General features: G+C 54.3%; 12 protein-coding genes. 9 read left to right on the top strand and 3 right to left on the bottom strand.

Going from position 1 to position 14,820, the window contains the following annotated elements; translation table 11 throughout:
* Positions 1–28 precede the first annotated feature (28 nt).
* The 5 genes from lon to QMZ65_RS09560 all read left to right on the top strand — a co-directional run bounded on the left by lon (position 29) and on the right by QMZ65_RS09560 (position 5,947).
* Positions 29–2,383: an endopeptidase La gene (lon, locus tag QMZ65_RS09580; protein ID WP_034828111.1), complete on the top strand. Its 2,355-nt coding sequence runs from the start codon at positions 29–31 to the stop codon at positions 2,381–2,383.
* A gap of 213 nt (positions 2,384–2,596) precedes the next feature.
* The gene (gene hupB / locus QMZ65_RS09575; protein ID WP_034828113.1) at positions 2,597–2,869 is read left to right on the top strand and encodes a nucleoid-associated protein HU-beta; all 273 of its coding nucleotides are present in this window, start codon (positions 2,597–2,599) and stop codon (positions 2,867–2,869) included.
* Positions 2,870–3,106: 237 nt separating this feature from the next.
* Complete coding sequence (gene ppiD / locus QMZ65_RS09570; RefSeq protein ID WP_034828529.1) at positions 3,107–4,975, top strand: peptidylprolyl isomerase; 1,869 nt, start codon at positions 3,107–3,109, stop codon at positions 4,973–4,975.
* Between the two features lie 139 nt (positions 4,976–5,114).
* Positions 5,115–5,438, top strand: coding sequence for a ComEA family DNA-binding protein (locus tag QMZ65_RS09565; protein WP_283215905.1), 324 nt, complete (start codon positions 5,115–5,117; stop codon positions 5,436–5,438).
* Positions 5,439–5,539: 101 nt separating this feature from the next.
* Positions 5,540–5,947 (top strand): acyl-CoA thioesterase, encoded by a 408-nt coding sequence (locus QMZ65_RS09560; protein ID WP_058962233.1) that lies wholly within the window; start codon positions 5,540–5,542, stop codon positions 5,945–5,947.
* 236 nt (positions 5,948–6,183) lie between these two features.
* On the opposite strand, the gene queC is transcribed toward QMZ65_RS09560, so the two are convergent.
* Together queC and QMZ65_RS09550 are read right to left on the bottom strand one after the other, a co-directional pair.
* Complete coding sequence (queC, locus tag QMZ65_RS09555) at positions 6,184–6,879, bottom strand: 7-cyano-7-deazaguanine synthase QueC (RefSeq protein WP_283215904.1); 696 nt, start codon at positions 6,877–6,879, stop codon at positions 6,184–6,186.
* 26 nt (positions 6,880–6,905) lie between these two features.
* Positions 6,906–8,621, bottom strand: coding sequence for an SgrR family transcriptional regulator (locus tag QMZ65_RS09550; protein ID WP_283215903.1), 1,716 nt, complete (start codon positions 8,619–8,621; stop codon positions 6,906–6,908).
* Between the two features lie 93 nt (positions 8,622–8,714).
* On the opposite strand from QMZ65_RS09550, the gene cof reads away from it, so the two are divergent.
* Entirely contained in the window at positions 8,715–9,536 is an 822-nt protein-coding gene (cof, locus tag QMZ65_RS09545; protein WP_283215902.1) for an HMP-PP phosphatase, read from the top strand.
* 34 nt (positions 9,537–9,570) lie between these two features.
* Here the strand turns inward: cof and QMZ65_RS09540 are convergent, their stop codons facing one another.
* Positions 9,571–10,605 (bottom strand): PLP-dependent cysteine synthase family protein, encoded by a 1,035-nt coding sequence (locus tag QMZ65_RS09540; RefSeq protein WP_283215901.1) that lies wholly within the window; start codon positions 10,603–10,605, stop codon positions 9,571–9,573.
* A 115-nt stretch (positions 10,606–10,720) separates the two neighbouring features.
* Here QMZ65_RS09540 and QMZ65_RS09535 point away from each other — a divergent pair, with 115 nt between their 5' ends.
* The 3 genes from QMZ65_RS09535 to QMZ65_RS09525 are packed head-to-tail and all read left to right on the top strand — an operon-like array spanning position 10,721 to position 14,744.
* Positions 10,721–11,182, top strand: coding sequence for an Lrp/AsnC family transcriptional regulator (locus QMZ65_RS09535; RefSeq protein WP_034828126.1), 462 nt, complete (start codon positions 10,721–10,723; stop codon positions 11,180–11,182).
* A gap of 24 nt (positions 11,183–11,206) precedes the next feature.
* Entirely contained in the window at positions 11,207–12,976 is a 1,770-nt protein-coding gene (locus QMZ65_RS09530; protein ID WP_211728044.1) for a SmdA family multidrug ABC transporter permease/ATP-binding protein, read from the top strand.
* The gene (locus QMZ65_RS09525; RefSeq protein ID WP_283215900.1) at positions 12,969–14,744 is read left to right on the top strand and encodes a SmdB family multidrug efflux ABC transporter permease/ATP-binding protein; all 1,776 of its coding nucleotides are present in this window, start codon (positions 12,969–12,971) and stop codon (positions 14,742–14,744) included. The genes QMZ65_RS09530 and QMZ65_RS09525 overlap by 8 nt, the downstream gene beginning before the upstream one ends.
* Positions 14,745–14,820 lie beyond the last annotated feature (76 nt).

Raw genomic sequence — 14,820 nt, 5'->3', positions numbered from 1 at the left:
GGCGGACATTAAACTAAGAGAGAGCTCTATGAATCCTGAGCGTTCTGAACGCATTGAAATCCCCGTGTTGCCTTTGCGCGACGTGGTGGTTTATCCGCACATGGTAATTCCGTTGTTTGTTGGTCGGGAAAAATCGATTCGTTGCCTCGAAGCGGCAATGGATCATGACAAGAAGATCATGCTGGTTGCCCAGAAAGAGGCTTCAACGGATGAACCTGGTATTAACGATCTCTTCTCTGTAGGGACCGTCGCTTCCGTATTGCAGATGCTCAAGCTGCCCGATGGCACGGTGAAAGTGCTGGTTGAAGGCTTGCAGCGTGCGCACATCACCACACTGGCTGATAATGGCGACCATTTTGTTGCCCAGGCCGAATACCTGATCTCGCCAGAAATTGAAGAGCGTGAGCAGGAAGTGCTGGTGCGTACGGCGATTAATCAGTTTGAAGGCTACATCAAACTGAATAAAAAAATTCCTCCTGAGGTTTTGACCTCACTGAACAGCATCGACGATGCGGCGCGTCTCGCCGACACCGTGGCAGCGCATATGCCGCTGAAGCTGGCTGATAAGCAGTCAGTGCTGGAAATGTCCGACATCAACGAACGTCTTGAATATCTGATGGCGATGATGGAATCCGAAATCGATCTGCTGCAGGTTGAGAAGCGCATTCGCAATCGCGTGAAAAAGCAGATGGAGAAAAGCCAGCGTGAGTACTATCTGAATGAGCAAATGAAAGCCATTCAGAAAGAGCTGGGCGAAATGGATGATGCGCCGGACGAATACGAAGCGCTGAAACGTAAAATTGAAGCGGCAAAAATGCCGACTGAAGCGCGCGAAAAAGCCGAAGCAGAACTGCAGAAGCTGAAAATGATGTCGCCGATGTCCGCAGAAGCCACCGTGGTACGCGGTTATATCGACTGGATGGTTCAGGTTCCGTGGGTCGCGCGCAGCAAAGTGAAAAAAGACCTGCTGAAGGCGCAGGAAACGCTGGATACCGATCATTACGGTCTGGAACGCGTGAAAGACCGCATTCTTGAGTATCTTGCGGTGCAGAGTCGCGTTAGCAAAATTAAGGGCCCAATTCTGTGCCTCGTCGGACCGCCAGGCGTGGGTAAAACCTCGCTGGGTCAGTCGATCGCGAAAGCCACCGGCCGTAAATATGTGCGTATGGCGTTGGGCGGTGTACGTGATGAAGCGGAAATCCGTGGACATCGCCGTACTTACATCGGTTCTATGCCGGGCAAACTGATCCAGAAAATGGCGAAAGTTGGCGTGAAGAACCCGCTGTTCCTGCTGGATGAGATCGATAAGATGTCGTCCGATATGCGTGGCGATCCGGCTTCGGCACTCTTGGAAGTGCTGGATCCAGAGCAGAACATTGCGTTCAACGATCACTATCTGGAAGTGGATTACGATCTCTCCGATGTGATGTTTGTGGCGACCTCTAACTCCATGAACATTCCGGCACCGCTGCTGGATCGTATGGAAGTGATTCGTCTCTCGGGTTATACCGAAGATGAAAAACTGAATATCGCCAAACAGCACTTACTGCCGAAACAGATTGAGCGTAATGCACTGAAAGAAAAAGAGATCAGTGTTGACGATAGCGCCATCATCGGCATTATCCGTTACTACACCCGTGAAGCGGGCGTGCGTAGTCTGGAACGTGAACTCTCCAAGCTGTGCCGTAAAGCAGTGAAAACGCTGCTGATGGACAAAAGTAAGAAGAGCATCAAGATTAATGGTGAAAACCTTCACGACTTCCTGGGCGTGCAGCGCTTTGATTATGGTCGAGCGGACACTGAAAACCGCGTAGGTCAGGTCACCGGTCTGGCATGGACGGAAGTGGGGGGCGATCTGCTGACCATTGAAACCGCCTGCGTACCGGGTAAAGGCAAACTGACTTATACCGGCTCACTGGGTGAAGTGATGCAGGAGTCTATCCAGGCGGCGCTGACAGTGGTTCGCGCACGTGCGGAGAAACTCGGCATCAACGGGGATTTCCACGAGAAACGTGACATCCACGTGCACGTGCCGGAAGGGGCAACGCCGAAAGATGGTCCAAGTGCCGGTATAGCCATGTGTACGGCGCTGGTTTCTTGTCTGACCGGTAACCCGGTGCGCTCTGATGTGGCGATGACAGGTGAGATCACTCTGCGCGGTCAGGTGCTGCCAATTGGTGGTCTGAAAGAGAAGCTGCTGGCCGCGCATCGCGGTGGCATCAAAACCGTGTTAATCCCGGATGAAAATAAGCGCGATCTGGAAGAGATTCCGCAGAACGTGATTGCCGATCTGACCATCCATCCTGTGAAGCGTATTGAAGAAGTGCTGAACCTGGCACTGGAAAATGCGCCTTACGGCATGCAGGTTGCGACGGCAAAATAGTGATTAACGGCAAAAACCGTTAAAAAGCGAAGCTGGCAGGCCAAATGGTGCTTGCCAGCTTTTTTTTGTGCCGCTAATTTAGGGGGCTGTTGAATCAACGATTAAGATGAATACCGTTGTTTCAGCTCCACAGGCTTGATATAACTGGCTGCGCGTTCGCACCGGGCGGGAAGCGCGGGTGCGATGTGAATAATAAAAGAGGGGATGAATAGAGTGAATAAGTCACAGTTGATCGACAAAATTGCTGCAGACGCTGACATTTCTAAAGCAGCAGCGGGACGTGTGTTAGATGCATTCATGGGCTCCGTTTCTGACGCGCTGAAAGGCGGTGATGAAGTGGCACTGGTTGGTTTCGGTACTTTCTCTGTACGTGAGCGTGCTGCTCGTACAGGCCGTAACCCGCAAACCGGTAAAGAGATCACCATCCCGGCTGGTAAAGTTCCGGGCTTCCGTGCAGGTAAAGCACTGAAAGACTCAGTCAATTAATGACCGCTGACACATCCATTGAAGCATTTTCTTCTATGGATTGAGGACGAAAAAGCCGTTCTCATGTAACATACGGGCACATCATTTTTGATGTGCCTTTTTTATTCTTGATGCGCGGCGATGGCCACAGGCTATTGTCTCCGCATGGTTGCCAACTGCCAGCCTGAACAGCAGTTGCACGATGATGACATCGTGTCAGAGCTTTACATTCACACTACAGCGGAGTGTTGTCATACCATGATGGACAATTTACGCGCGGCGTCGAATCATGTCGTGCTCAAGATCATTCTGGGATTGATCATCCTGTCTTTCGTACTGACCGGGGTGGGCAACTACCTGATCGGCGGTGGCAGCGATTATGCCGCCAAAGTTAATGGCCATGAGATTAGCCGTGCAGAGCTTGAGCAGGGCTTTAACAACGAGCGTAATCGTCAGCAGCAGATGCTGGGCGATCAATTCTCGCAGCTGGCCAGCAACGAAGGTTACATGCAGCAGATGCGTCAGCAGGCGCTGTCTCAGTTGATTGATCAGGCGTTGCTTGATCAATACATCAAAGATCTGAAGATTGGCATTAGCGATGATCAGATCAAGCAGGCGATCTTCAATCAAAAAGCTTTCCAGACTAACGGCAAGTTTGATAACGCGAAATACAACGGCTTAATCAATCAGATGGGCTTTACGCCGGATCAGTACGCGGCGGCGCTGCGTAAGCAGTTGGCCACTCAGCAGTTGATCAATGCGATCGCTAATACCGATTTCATGCTGAAAGGTGAAACCAGCAAGCTGGTAGACCTGGTCTCGCAGCAGCGTGAAATTCGTCAGGCGGTGATTGATGTTAACGCGCTGGCAGCGAAACAAACGGCCAGTGATGATGAGATCAATCAGTATTACCAGCAGCATCAGAACAGCTTCATGGCACCTGAGCAGTTCCGCGTCAGCTACATCAAAATGGATGCTGCCAGCATGCAGGAAACCGTGAGCGAAGCGGACATTCAGAGTTGGTTCGATCAACACAAAGCTGACTACTCACAGCCGCAGCGCAATCGCTACAGCGTGATTCAGACCAAAACTGAAGCGGATGCCAATGCCGTTCTGGAAGCGCTGAAGAAGGGTGAAGACTTCGCTACGCTGGCAAAAAGCAAATCCATTGACCCAATTTCGGCACGCAAAGGCGGCGATATGGGTTGGCTGGAGCCGGGTACCACGCCGGATGAGCTGAAAAATGCCAACCTGACGCAGAAAGGCCAACTGTCTGGCGTGATCAAATCTTCAGTCGGTTTCCTGGTGGTGCGTCTGGATGATATCCAGGCCGAGCAGATTAAGCCGCTGGCTGAGATCCATGACGCCGTTGCTGACAAGGTGAAGCAGGAAAAAGCAGTCGACGCCTTTTACAAGCTGCAGCAGAAAGTCAGTGAAGCGGCCAGCAATGACAACGAGTCGCTGGCGGGTGCTGCACAGGCTTCCGGTCTGAAAGTCACGGAAACCGGCTGGATCACGCGTGATAATGTTCCGGCTGAACTCGATTTCGATCAGGTCAAGCAGGCGATCTTCAACGGTGGACTGGTGGGCCAAAACGGTGCGCCGGGTAATAACTCTGACATCATCAGCGTCGATGGCGATCGTGCATTCGTGCTGCGCATCAGTGAGCACAAGCCTGAAGCCGTGAAACCGCTGGACCAGGTGAAAGCGCAGATTGCCGACACGCTGAAGCATGACAAAGCCACACAGCAGGCTAAAGCGCAGGCCGATAAGCTGCTGGTTGATCTGAAAGCCGGTAAAGAAGATGCGCTGAAAGCGGCAGGCTTGACCCTGAGCGCCAGCAAATCCTTTGATCGTAATGCACAAGATCCGGTTGCGCAGTCTGCCTTTAACTTGCCACAACCCGCGGACAACAAACCGTCCTGGGGCGTGAGCGAAGATATGCAGGGCAACGTGGTGCTGGTCGCACTGGATAAAGTCAGCCCGGGTAATATGCCGCAGGCGCAGATTGATGAGATGGTGAAAGGCGTGACGCAGAATAACGCACAGATTGCGTTTGAAGCGCTGCTGGAAAACCTGCGCAAAGACGCGAAAATCAAATACGGCGCGGCTGCACAAAACCAGTAAGCCTCACAAAAAATGTGAATCCGCTGCAACACTCAAAGGCCGCTTCTGCGGCCTTTTCCATTTCTGGAATTGCCCTTTTGAGCCTGAAAACACGCTGTGACACTCTGCTGTGGCTGTCAAACACAAGGAGAAACACAGCATGGTGAAATCAACTTTTCGCGCTCTATGTATCACGCTGGCGCTGGGTGGCGCACTCTATACCACCGGACTGTCCGCGGCCGAAAGCCCCAGCGAAACGCAGGCGACGCAAGTATCCTCGCCGCAAGAGGGACAGGTCAGCATCAATCAAGCCAGCGCTGAACAGCTCGCAGCCGCAATGAACGGCATCGGCCTGAAGAAAGCTCAGGCGATTGTCAGTTACCGCAAGCAATATGGTCCGTTTACCGCCATCGATCAGCTTAAGGAAATACCGGGCATCGGCAATGCGCTGGTCGAACGTAACAGCGATCGCCTGAAACTGTGAGGCGGGTCGCGACTTTGAAGGATTGATAAAGCACCCAATCAGGCTGTGCTATGCTCAACAGGTCATACCAGTTAGTATTCACAGTCTGAACAGGAGCAACAATGCAAACCACCATCAAAGTACGCGGCTATCATCTGGACGTTTATCAGCATGTGAACAACGCACGCTATCTCGAATTTCTGGAAGAGGCGCGCTGGCAATGGCTGGAGGATGTCGATGCTTTTCACTGGCTGATGGATCAGAAGCTGGCGTTTGTGGTGGTCAATATCAATATTAACTATCGTCGTCCGGCGGTGCTGGGCGACGTATTACATATTGAGAGCGAAGTGTCACAGTTGAATGGCAAAAGCGGCATTATTTCGCAGCGCGTGCTGCTGGCGGGTGATAACACCGTGGTGGCAGACGCCGCGTTAACTTTCGTCTGCATCGATTTGCGTACGCAAAAAGCGGTACCGATGGAAGGGGAGCTGCGCGACCGTTTGTCGGCATTGATGGTAGAAAGCCATTAACAGCGGAGCGAGCTGGCGTCAGAAACGCCAGCCAGCTAAACCGCTTAATAAGTTCCAGCCAGCGAAGCCGCTTAATAAGTTCTAGCTAGTTAAGTAGCCCAATGAGTTGCAGCGAACGAAGACGCTCAATCAGTTCCTGCTAGCGAAGCAGCTCAATTATTTCCTGCTAGCGAATCAGCTAAACTCTCCCAACCAGCCAGGCCGCGCAATCACTGCGAGCCACCGATTTAGCGCAATCAGTTAAGGCCGCTTTTTTGTTTCATCGCTGCCATGACGGCTGAAGCATTAGCCTGATAATCCGCCAACCCGCGCGCACGCAGATGGCAAGCCGCGCATTCACCACAGCCATCGCCTTTCACGCCGTTATAACAGGTCAGGGTTTCCGCCCGCACCAGTGGCAACTGCTGCCAGTAATCGGCCAGCGCCCAGGTTTCCGCTTTATTCAGCCACATCAGTGGCGTTTCGAAGCGAACGTTGCGCGCCATACCGAGACTCACGGCATTGTTGAGCGCTTTAACGAACTCATCGCGGCAATCAGGGTAACCGGAGAAATCTGTTTCGCAGACACCGGTAATCACCGCCTCGGCTTCCACCTGATAGGCGTAGATAGAGGCTAAGGTCAGGAACAGAATATTGCGGCCCGGCACAAAAGTGCTTGGCAACCCGCTGGCGTCAGGATCGTAAGTGGGTACTGGAATGTTATCGCGCGTCAGGCTGCTGACTGCCAGCTCATTGAGCAGCGTCACATCCAATACTTTGTGTGCACGCGCCCCCAGTTTGTGCGCCAGTTCTGCCGCGACTTCAATCTCTTCGCGATGGCGCTGACCATAATCGAAGGTGACACAGTGCACTTCACCATACTGCTGCAGTGCCTGAATCAAGCAGGTGGTGGAATCTTGTCCGCCACTGAATACGACAACGGCTCGTTTCATCTCAATTTCCCCAAAAATCAGTGCGTCTATGGTACTGGCTCGGGCGCGGGCTGAACAGCCCCTGCGGTTGCGGGCGGTGGAATCCAGGCGCGGGTGAAATCAAACCAGCCCAATGTATTGAGCTGGATGCCTTCAACGCCGGGCGGGGCAAACACCTGATAGCGATAGTTAAACAGCGGCAACAGATGTCCGTCACCCATCAGCTGCTGGAACAATTGCTGTGTTAATGCTGCGCGTTGCTCTGGGTCGGGCTGATGGGCGATAGCGATGAGTGGCGCTTGTAGTACCGGGGCACGTAAGGGAGTCCATACGGGATCGTTCTCCAGCCAGTTCACCAGGGTAAACAGCGGCGCATCGCCAATTAACCGGTCACCCATCACCACATCGGCATCGCTCAGGTCGATATCGTCACGCCAGTTTTTCACATCATGAAAAACGCAGGTTAATTCGCAGCCCTGATGGGCCAGCAAAGGCACCAGCGCCTGCGCCATCACATGCAGTTCGATAGGAAGATGGTAGTGCAGTGTGAGTTTTTCGGGCAGCTCGACGGTGGTCATCCCGGCAGAGGGAACGGGCCAACCGGGCAGCAACTCCTTGCTCGCGGTAATCAAGCCTTCATCCAACGGTAACTGCTGAATCACGCCACTGTGTTGTATTAATGCAATCAGTGTTGTTGCCTGAGCAGCAGTGAAACTGGCGGAAATGCGCGGTGCCAGATAACAGAAGCCGAGGCTGATGCTGTGATCGACCGGGCGCAATGCGTCCAGCTCGTCAGGATCACCAATGGCGATTTGCACCGGGTGGCGACAGCTGGTGCCGAGACCATGGGCAAACAGCTGTGGAGTAATCCAGTATTCCACCAGCTGAATCAGCGGTCGTTGCAGATGCCAGCGGGCATGACTTTCCAGGCGAACCAGCTCATCGGTGAAATGGGTCAGCTTCCAGGGGCCACTGCCTATATCCACTGCATCAGGATGTGGCAGCAGGCAGTATTGATGTGCCAGACGCTGCGGCAGCCAGTAGTCGCTCTGACGCAATTGAATACGCAGAGCCAGCGGATGTGGCGCCTCGATGCGTTCGATAGAGGCCAGCAGGCGGCTGCCGCGCACGGTTTGCATAATCTGCTGTAACTGAGCAACCAGCTGCGCAGCTTGAATTGGCTCATCGTTGTGCCAGCTGAGCTGAGGTCGTAACCAGAAATACCAGTCACAGCCGCTGCCATCATGTTGCCAGTGATGCGCAAGATCGCCTTCTACATCGTCGCCATTAAAGCGCGTCAGGCCAGAGAAAATCTGCCGCACCAGGTGCTGCTCAGCTCTTCCGGTCAGACGCAGCGGCCGCAGCGGCTCCATCGCGCGATAATAGGGAATACGCAGTACCGGTGCCTGATTCTGCCATTGGCCGCCCATCAGCGGTCTCAGCATTTTCACCAGCCGCTCAGGATGAAGATCCAATACCTGCAACGCTTGTATCGCTTCGCCCGCTTCCAGTTGCTGGGTTAGCAGCTGTTGGCGAAGTTGTTCAGGTGAGATCAGAAATGTCAGTTCGCCTTGTTTTCCCCGGCCGGACTCGCCGCGCCAGTGCAGCCAGCCTGCATCCTGCCACTGGCGTAATAAGGTACGTACATGGCGCTCACTGCAAAAACAGTGTTGTGCCATGGAGGCTACGCTCAAACGCAGAGGCTCGCCCTGGCTGAGTTGCCACAGGCGCTGAAATTGATTAACCCGATGAAGTTGGCGCATGGCTAAACCCGGAACAGTTTCTTGAAAGTATTCACTATTAGTTCCGTAATTACCAGGCGATAGTAGATTCCTCACTCAGACAGGAGACATTGCATGGCTCGCCTCGCGGCATTTGATATGGATGGCACGTTGTTACTGCCGACGCATCGGTTAGGGAATGAAACCATCGACACCCTGCATGCCTTGCATCAGCGCGATATCACCATTGCCTTTGCCACGGGCCGCCATCTGATGGATGTGCAGGTGGTACGTGAACAGCTCACCCTGCCGGCCTGGTTGATCACCGGCAATGGCACACGCATTCACGATCTGGAAGGTCAGCAGCTGTTTGGCTGTGATCTGTCCTCTTCTGTAGCCGAAGAGGTGATCCACACGCATTGGCAAACGCCGACATCGATTCATATCTTCAACGATGAGGGCTGGTTCACCGATAAACCGTTGCTGGGAGCATTGGAAGCACACGTGATGAGCGGCTTCCATTATCAGCTGCGCGATTTGCGTCAGATGTCGGCGCATGAGGTGACCAAAATTTGCTTTATTGCGCCGCATGAGATGCTGCAGGCGTTAAAAGTAGAGTTGCAGCAAGCCCTGGGCGAGCGCGCCAATATCTGTTTTTCCGCATGGGATTGTCTGGAAGTTCTGCCGCTGGACTGCCACAAAGGCGCGGCGCTGGCGCATCTGTGCCAGCATCTGTCGCTATCAATGGCGGATTGTATGGCGTTTGGTGATGCGATGAATGATCGCGAAATGCTGGAGCGCGTTGGCAGCGGGTTCATCATGGGCAACGCCATGCATCAATTGAAATCGTCGCTGCCGCATTTGCCCATTATTGGACATTGCGAGACACAGGCGGTGTCTCATTACTTAAATCACTGGATGAGCACACCACACCTCGATTATTCCCCCGAATGCTGAGGCTTACAGTGAACCGGACAGGATGTCCGGTTTTTTATTGCATCTCACGCAGCCACGGCTGAATATCCCCGATATGCTGCGCGACCCACTCCGGGTTGTAATAGGTGTCCGGATAACGCTCACCACTGTCGCACAGTAGTGTCACCAGCGAACCTTGCTCGCCATTTTTCCGCATGCGTTTCGCCACCTGCAGCATGCCCCAGAAGTTGGTGCCGGTTGAAGCGCCAGGGCGACGACCCAGAATTTTCTCCAGATGAAGCATCGCAGCCACTGTCGCGCCATCGGGTACTTTGATCATTTCGTCGATCACATCCGGTAAAAACGACGGCTCCACACGCGGACGTCCGATGCCTTCAATCATGCTGCCGCGATCGCTGCGCAGCGCGCTGTCACGACTATGCCAGAAATCAAAGAACACGGAGTGCTGCGGATCCACCACCAGCAGACGCGTATCGTGCCCCTGATAACGGATATAGCGGCCCAGTGTGGCCGAAGTCCCGCCGGTTCCCGCGCTCATCACCACGGTATGCGGCACCGGGAAAGGCTCATGCGCCATCTGACGGAAAATACTTTCTGCGATGTTGTTGTTGCCGCGCCAGTCAGTCGCGCGCTCGGCATAGGTGAACTGATCCATAAAATGACCGTTGAGTTCACGCGCCAGACGTTCCGATTCGCTATATAGCTGACAAGGATCGGCAACGAAATGGCACTCGCCGCCGTAAAAACGGATCATTTCAATTTTGCGTTTCGCCGTGCTGGCGGGCATCACGGCAATAAATGGCAGACCCAACAAACGCGCAAAATAGGCTTCTGACACCGCCGTGCTACCGGATGACGCCTCAATGATAGGCGTATTTTCGCGGATCCAGCCATTGGCCAACCCATACAGGAACAGCGACCGCGCCAGGCGATGCTTCAGGCTGCCACTCGGATGGGTGCTTTCATCTTTGAGGTAAAAGCGGATGCCCGGAAAATCCTCCAGCGCAAAGCGAATAAGATGCGTATCCGCAGAGCGTTGAAAATCGGCGTTAATTTCATTGATGGCGTGGCGAACCCAGGGCGTTTGCATGTGACGAATCCGTAATCATTATTGTGCACAGTGTAAGGCACTGGCAGGAAAATAAGGTTGCTTTAATCCGGGTATAATGCCTGAATAAGAGAAAAATTTTCTCCCGGAGCGCCGAATGCTAGATAAAACTGACCGCACTTTGCTGGCGATACTGCAACAGGATTGCACGTTATCACTGCAGGCCTTGGCGGATGCGGTGAATCTCACTACCACGCCGTGCTGGAAACGCCTGAAAAAGCTGGAAGATGATGGCATTATTCGTGCGCGCGTGGCTTTGCTGGATGGGGAGAAGATGGGCCTTTCTCTCACCGCTTTCATGTTTGTCAAAACACAACAGCACAGCAGCGACTGGTTTCAGCAATTTGTTGCCGTGGTACAGCAGATGCCTGAAGTGATGGCATTCTATCGCATGGCCGGAGAGTACGATTATCTGCTGCGCATCCAGGTGGCCGATATGAAAAGTTACGATGCATTTTATAAACGTCTGGTGAATGGCGTGCCAGGCCTGATTGATGTGACCTCCAGTTTCGCCATGGAAGAGATTAAATACACCACCGCGTTGCCGGTAGCGCCCTGAACGGGCACAGAAAGAGAGCGTCTTGTGCGATTATTCAGCCAATTAAGTTGGTATTTCCTGCGCGAGTGGCGGCGATATCTGGGTGCCGTCAGCTTGCTGATTGTGATTGCGTTATTGCAACTGCTGCCGCCGCATGTGGTCGGCGTGATTGTTGATGGCGTGACGCAACACACTTTAAGCAGCGGCAAAATTTTCATGTGGATCGGCGTGATGCTGGTGACGGCGGTCATCGTCTATCTGCTGCGCTATGTCTGGCGCGTGCTGCTGTTCGGTGCGTCCTACCAGCTCGCGGTTGAACTACGCGAAGATTTCTATCGCCAGCTGAGTCGCCAGCATCCGGCGTTCTACTTGCGCCATCGCACTGGTGATTTGATTGCACGCGCCACCAATGATGTCGATCGCGTGGTGTTTGCCGCCGGTGAGGGCGTCCTGACGCTAGTGGATTCGCTGGTGATGGGCTTAGTGGTGCTGGTGGTGATGAGCGTGCAAATCAGCTGGGAGCTGACGCTGCTGGCGCTGATCCCGATGCCGCTGATGGCGATTGCCATTCAGAAAGATGGTTCTCGTCTGCACCAGCGCTTCAAAGTGGCCCAGGCCGCGTTCTCCAGCCTGAACGACCAAACACAGGAGAGCCTCACCAGCATTCGGATGATCAAAGCCTTTGGCCTGGAGGATCATCAATCGCAGCAGTTTGCAGACATTGCCCGCGATACGGGTAAAAAGAACCTGCATGTAGCGCGGGTTGATGCACGCTTTGATCCCATCATCTATATCGCCGTGGGTTTCTCTAACCTGTTGGCGATTGCCGGTGGTGGCTGGATGGTGTGGCACGGTAGTTTGACGCTGGGTCAGCTCACCAGCTTCGTTATGTATCTCGGGCTGATGATTTGGCCGATGCTGGCGCTGGCATGGATGATCAATATCGTTGAACGTGGGAGCGCGGCATGGAGTCGCATTCGCGCGCTGTTGGCGGAAGCGCCGGCGGTGGAGGATGGACAGAAAGTCCTGCCCGCCGACGCTGGTGATTTACAGGTCGCCATTCGTGAATTCCATTATCCCGCCAACGCAGGCGCGGCGCTGAGCCATGTTAATTTTCAACTGAAACCGGGGCAAATGTTGGGGCTGTGCGGTCCAACCGGCTGTGGTAAAAGCACGCTGTTAAGTCTGATTCAACGTCATTTCGACATCGACCAGGGTGACATTCGCTACCATAACCTGCCGCTCACGCAGCTGCGACTTGATAGCTGGCGCAGTCGGCTGGCGGTGGTGAGCCAGACGCCATTTTTGTTCTCCGATACCGTGGCCAATAACCTGGCACTGGGGCGTCCGAATGCGTCTCAGGAAGAAATTGAGCGTGTGGCGCGCATGGCCTGTGTACACGATGACATTCTGCGTCTGCCGCAGGGCTATGACACCGAAGTGGGTGAGCGCGGTGTGATGCTTTCCGGCGGTCAAAAACAGCGTATAGCCATTGCCCGCGCGCTGTTGCTGAATGCGGAAATCCTGATCCTCGACGATGCACTATCCGCGGTGGACGGTCGCACAGAGCATGAAATCCTGCACAACCTGCGGCAGTGGGGCAAAGGCCGCACATTGATCATCAGTGCGCATCGTTTATCGGCGTTGACCGAGGCCAGTGAAATTCTGGTGCTGCAACAAGGTGCGGTGACTCAGCGCGGCGATCATGACAGCCTGCTAGCGAAAGAGGGATGGTATCGCGATATGTACCGCTATCAGCAACTCGAAGCGGCGCTGGATGAAGACGAAGCCACAGAGGAGGCGAATCATGGCTAAATCGCAACGTTTGTGGCCAACCCTGAAACGCCTGCTGTCATACGGCAAACCCTGGCGCAAATCGCTGTGGCTGGCGGTTGGCATGCTCTGGATCGCGGCGGCGGCGGAAGTCACCGGCCCGGTGCTGGTGAGCTACTTTATAGATAATTTGGTGGCGAAATACCAGATGCCCTGGGGCATCGCCATCGGGCTGCTGGTGTGCTTTATTTTGCTGCAACTGCTGGCTGCGGGTTTGCACTATTTCCAGGCGCTGCTGTTTAATCGCGCGGCGATTGGTGTGGTACAGCAGTTGCGCGTCGACGTGATGAACGCGGCACTGCGTCAGCCGCTTAGCGCCTTTGATACCCAGCCGGTGGGGCAGATTATCTCGCGCGTCACCAACGATACTGAAGTGATTAAAGATCTCTACGTCACGGTGGTAGCCACCGTGCTGCGCAGTGCGGCACTGATTGGCGCGATGCTGGTGGCAATGTTCTCGCTCGACTGGCGCATGGCGCTGGTGGCGATTGTCATCTTCCCGCTGGTACTCACGGTGATGCTGATTTATCAGCGTTACAGCACGCCGATTGCACGTCGTGTGCGTAGCTATCTGGCGGATATCAATAATGGTTTCAATGAAGTGATCAACGGCATGAGCGTGATCCAGCAGTTTCGCCAGCAGGCGCGCTTTGGTGAACGCATGGGCGAGGCCAGCCGCTCACACTATCTGGCGCGCATGGAAACTCTGCGACTGGACGGTTTCTTGTTGCGTCCGCTGTTGAGTCTGTTTTCGGCGATGATCCTCTGTGGGCTGCTGATGCTGTTCAGCTTTGCCACGCCCGGGGTGTTTGAGGTCGGCGTGCTGTACGCCTTTATCACCTATCTGGGACGCCTGAATGAACCGTTGATAGAGCTCACCACGCAGCAATCGATGCTGCAACAGGCGGTGGTTTCCGGCGAGCGTATTTTTGAACTGATGGATGCCACACAGCAGGGCTACGGTGGCGATAACCAGCCGTTGGCCTCAGGGCGTATTACCTTGCACGATGTCAGTTTTGCCTACCGCGATGATCGGGATGTGCTGAGCCACATTAGTCTGGAGGTTCCGGCGCGTGGGTTTGTGGCGCTGGTGGGGCATACAGGCAGTGGCAAAAGTACGCTGGCGAATTTACTGATGGGATATTACCCGGTGACACGCGGTAGCATCGAGCTGGATGGTCGTCCCTTACCGCAGTTGTCGCATGAAGCGTTACGCCAAAGTGTCGCTATGGTGCAGCAAGATCCGGTGGTGCTGGCAGATACCTTGTTAGCCAACGTGCGGCTCGGGCGTGATATCCCGGAAGAGCAGGTGTGGCAGGCACTGGAAAAGGTGCAGCTCGCGCCGCTGGCTCGCTCGATGTCGGAGGGCATCCACACGCGATTGGGCGAGCAGGGCAACAATTTGTCGGTCGGGCAAAAACAGTTACTGGCGCTGGCGCGGGTGCTGGTTTCGCTGCCACAGATTTTGATTCTTGACGAAGCGACCGCCAATATCGATTCCGGCACCGAGCAGGCGATTCAGCATGCGCTGCGTGCACTACGCCAGCACAGCACGCTGGTGGTGATTGCACACCGCCTTTCTACCATCACCGAAGCGGATCAGATTCTGGTATTGCACCGTGGTCAGGTTGCCGAGCGTGGCACGCATGCACAGTTGCTGGCTCAACAGGGTCGTTACTGGCAGATGTATCAGCTACAGCAGGCGGGTGATGAACTCGCGGCGAGCATCCCCGCACAAGCAGAAGGGTGAATTGCACCTTTTTTGCGCAGATTTATCGGATTGTTCTGTATTGATGCACTCCTTTGAGGCTGAAAGCACCAAAGGG

Source organism: Pantoea sp. EABMAA-21 (genome assembly GCF_030053335.1).
GTDB classification, from domain to species: Bacteria; Pseudomonadota; Gammaproteobacteria; order Enterobacterales; family Enterobacteriaceae; genus Pantoea; species Pantoea communis.
This window is presented reverse-complemented; position numbering and strand designations above follow the sequence as displayed.

Coding starts and splice junctions, on each gene's coding strand:
- QMZ65_RS09550 (WP_283215903.1), bottom strand. CDS start 8,621: ATGCGCCAACTTCATCGGGTTAATCAATTTCAGCGCCTGTGGCAACTC.
- QMZ65_RS09535 (WP_034828126.1), top strand. CDS start 10,721: ATGCTAGATAAAACTGACCGCACTTTGCTGGCGATACTGCAACAGGAT.
- QMZ65_RS09560 (WP_058962233.1), top strand. CDS start 5,540: ATGCAAACCACCATCAAAGTACGCGGCTATCATCTGGACGTTTATCAG.
- QMZ65_RS09525 (WP_283215900.1), top strand. CDS start 12,969: ATGGCTAAATCGCAACGTTTGTGGCCAACCCTGAAACGCCTGCTGTCA.
- lon (WP_034828111.1), top strand. CDS start 29: ATGAATCCTGAGCGTTCTGAACGCATTGAAATCCCCGTGTTGCCTTTG.
- queC (WP_283215904.1), bottom strand. CDS start 6,879: ATGAAACGAGCCGTTGTCGTATTCAGTGGCGGACAAGATTCCACCACC.
- cof (WP_283215902.1), top strand. CDS start 8,715: ATGGCTCGCCTCGCGGCATTTGATATGGATGGCACGTTGTTACTGCCG.
- QMZ65_RS09540 (WP_283215901.1), bottom strand. CDS start 10,605: ATGCAAACGCCCTGGGTTCGCCACGCCATCAATGAAATTAACGCCGAT.
- ppiD (WP_034828529.1), top strand. CDS start 3,107: ATGATGGACAATTTACGCGCGGCGTCGAATCATGTCGTGCTCAAGATC.
- QMZ65_RS09565 (WP_283215905.1), top strand. CDS start 5,115: ATGGTGAAATCAACTTTTCGCGCTCTATGTATCACGCTGGCGCTGGGT.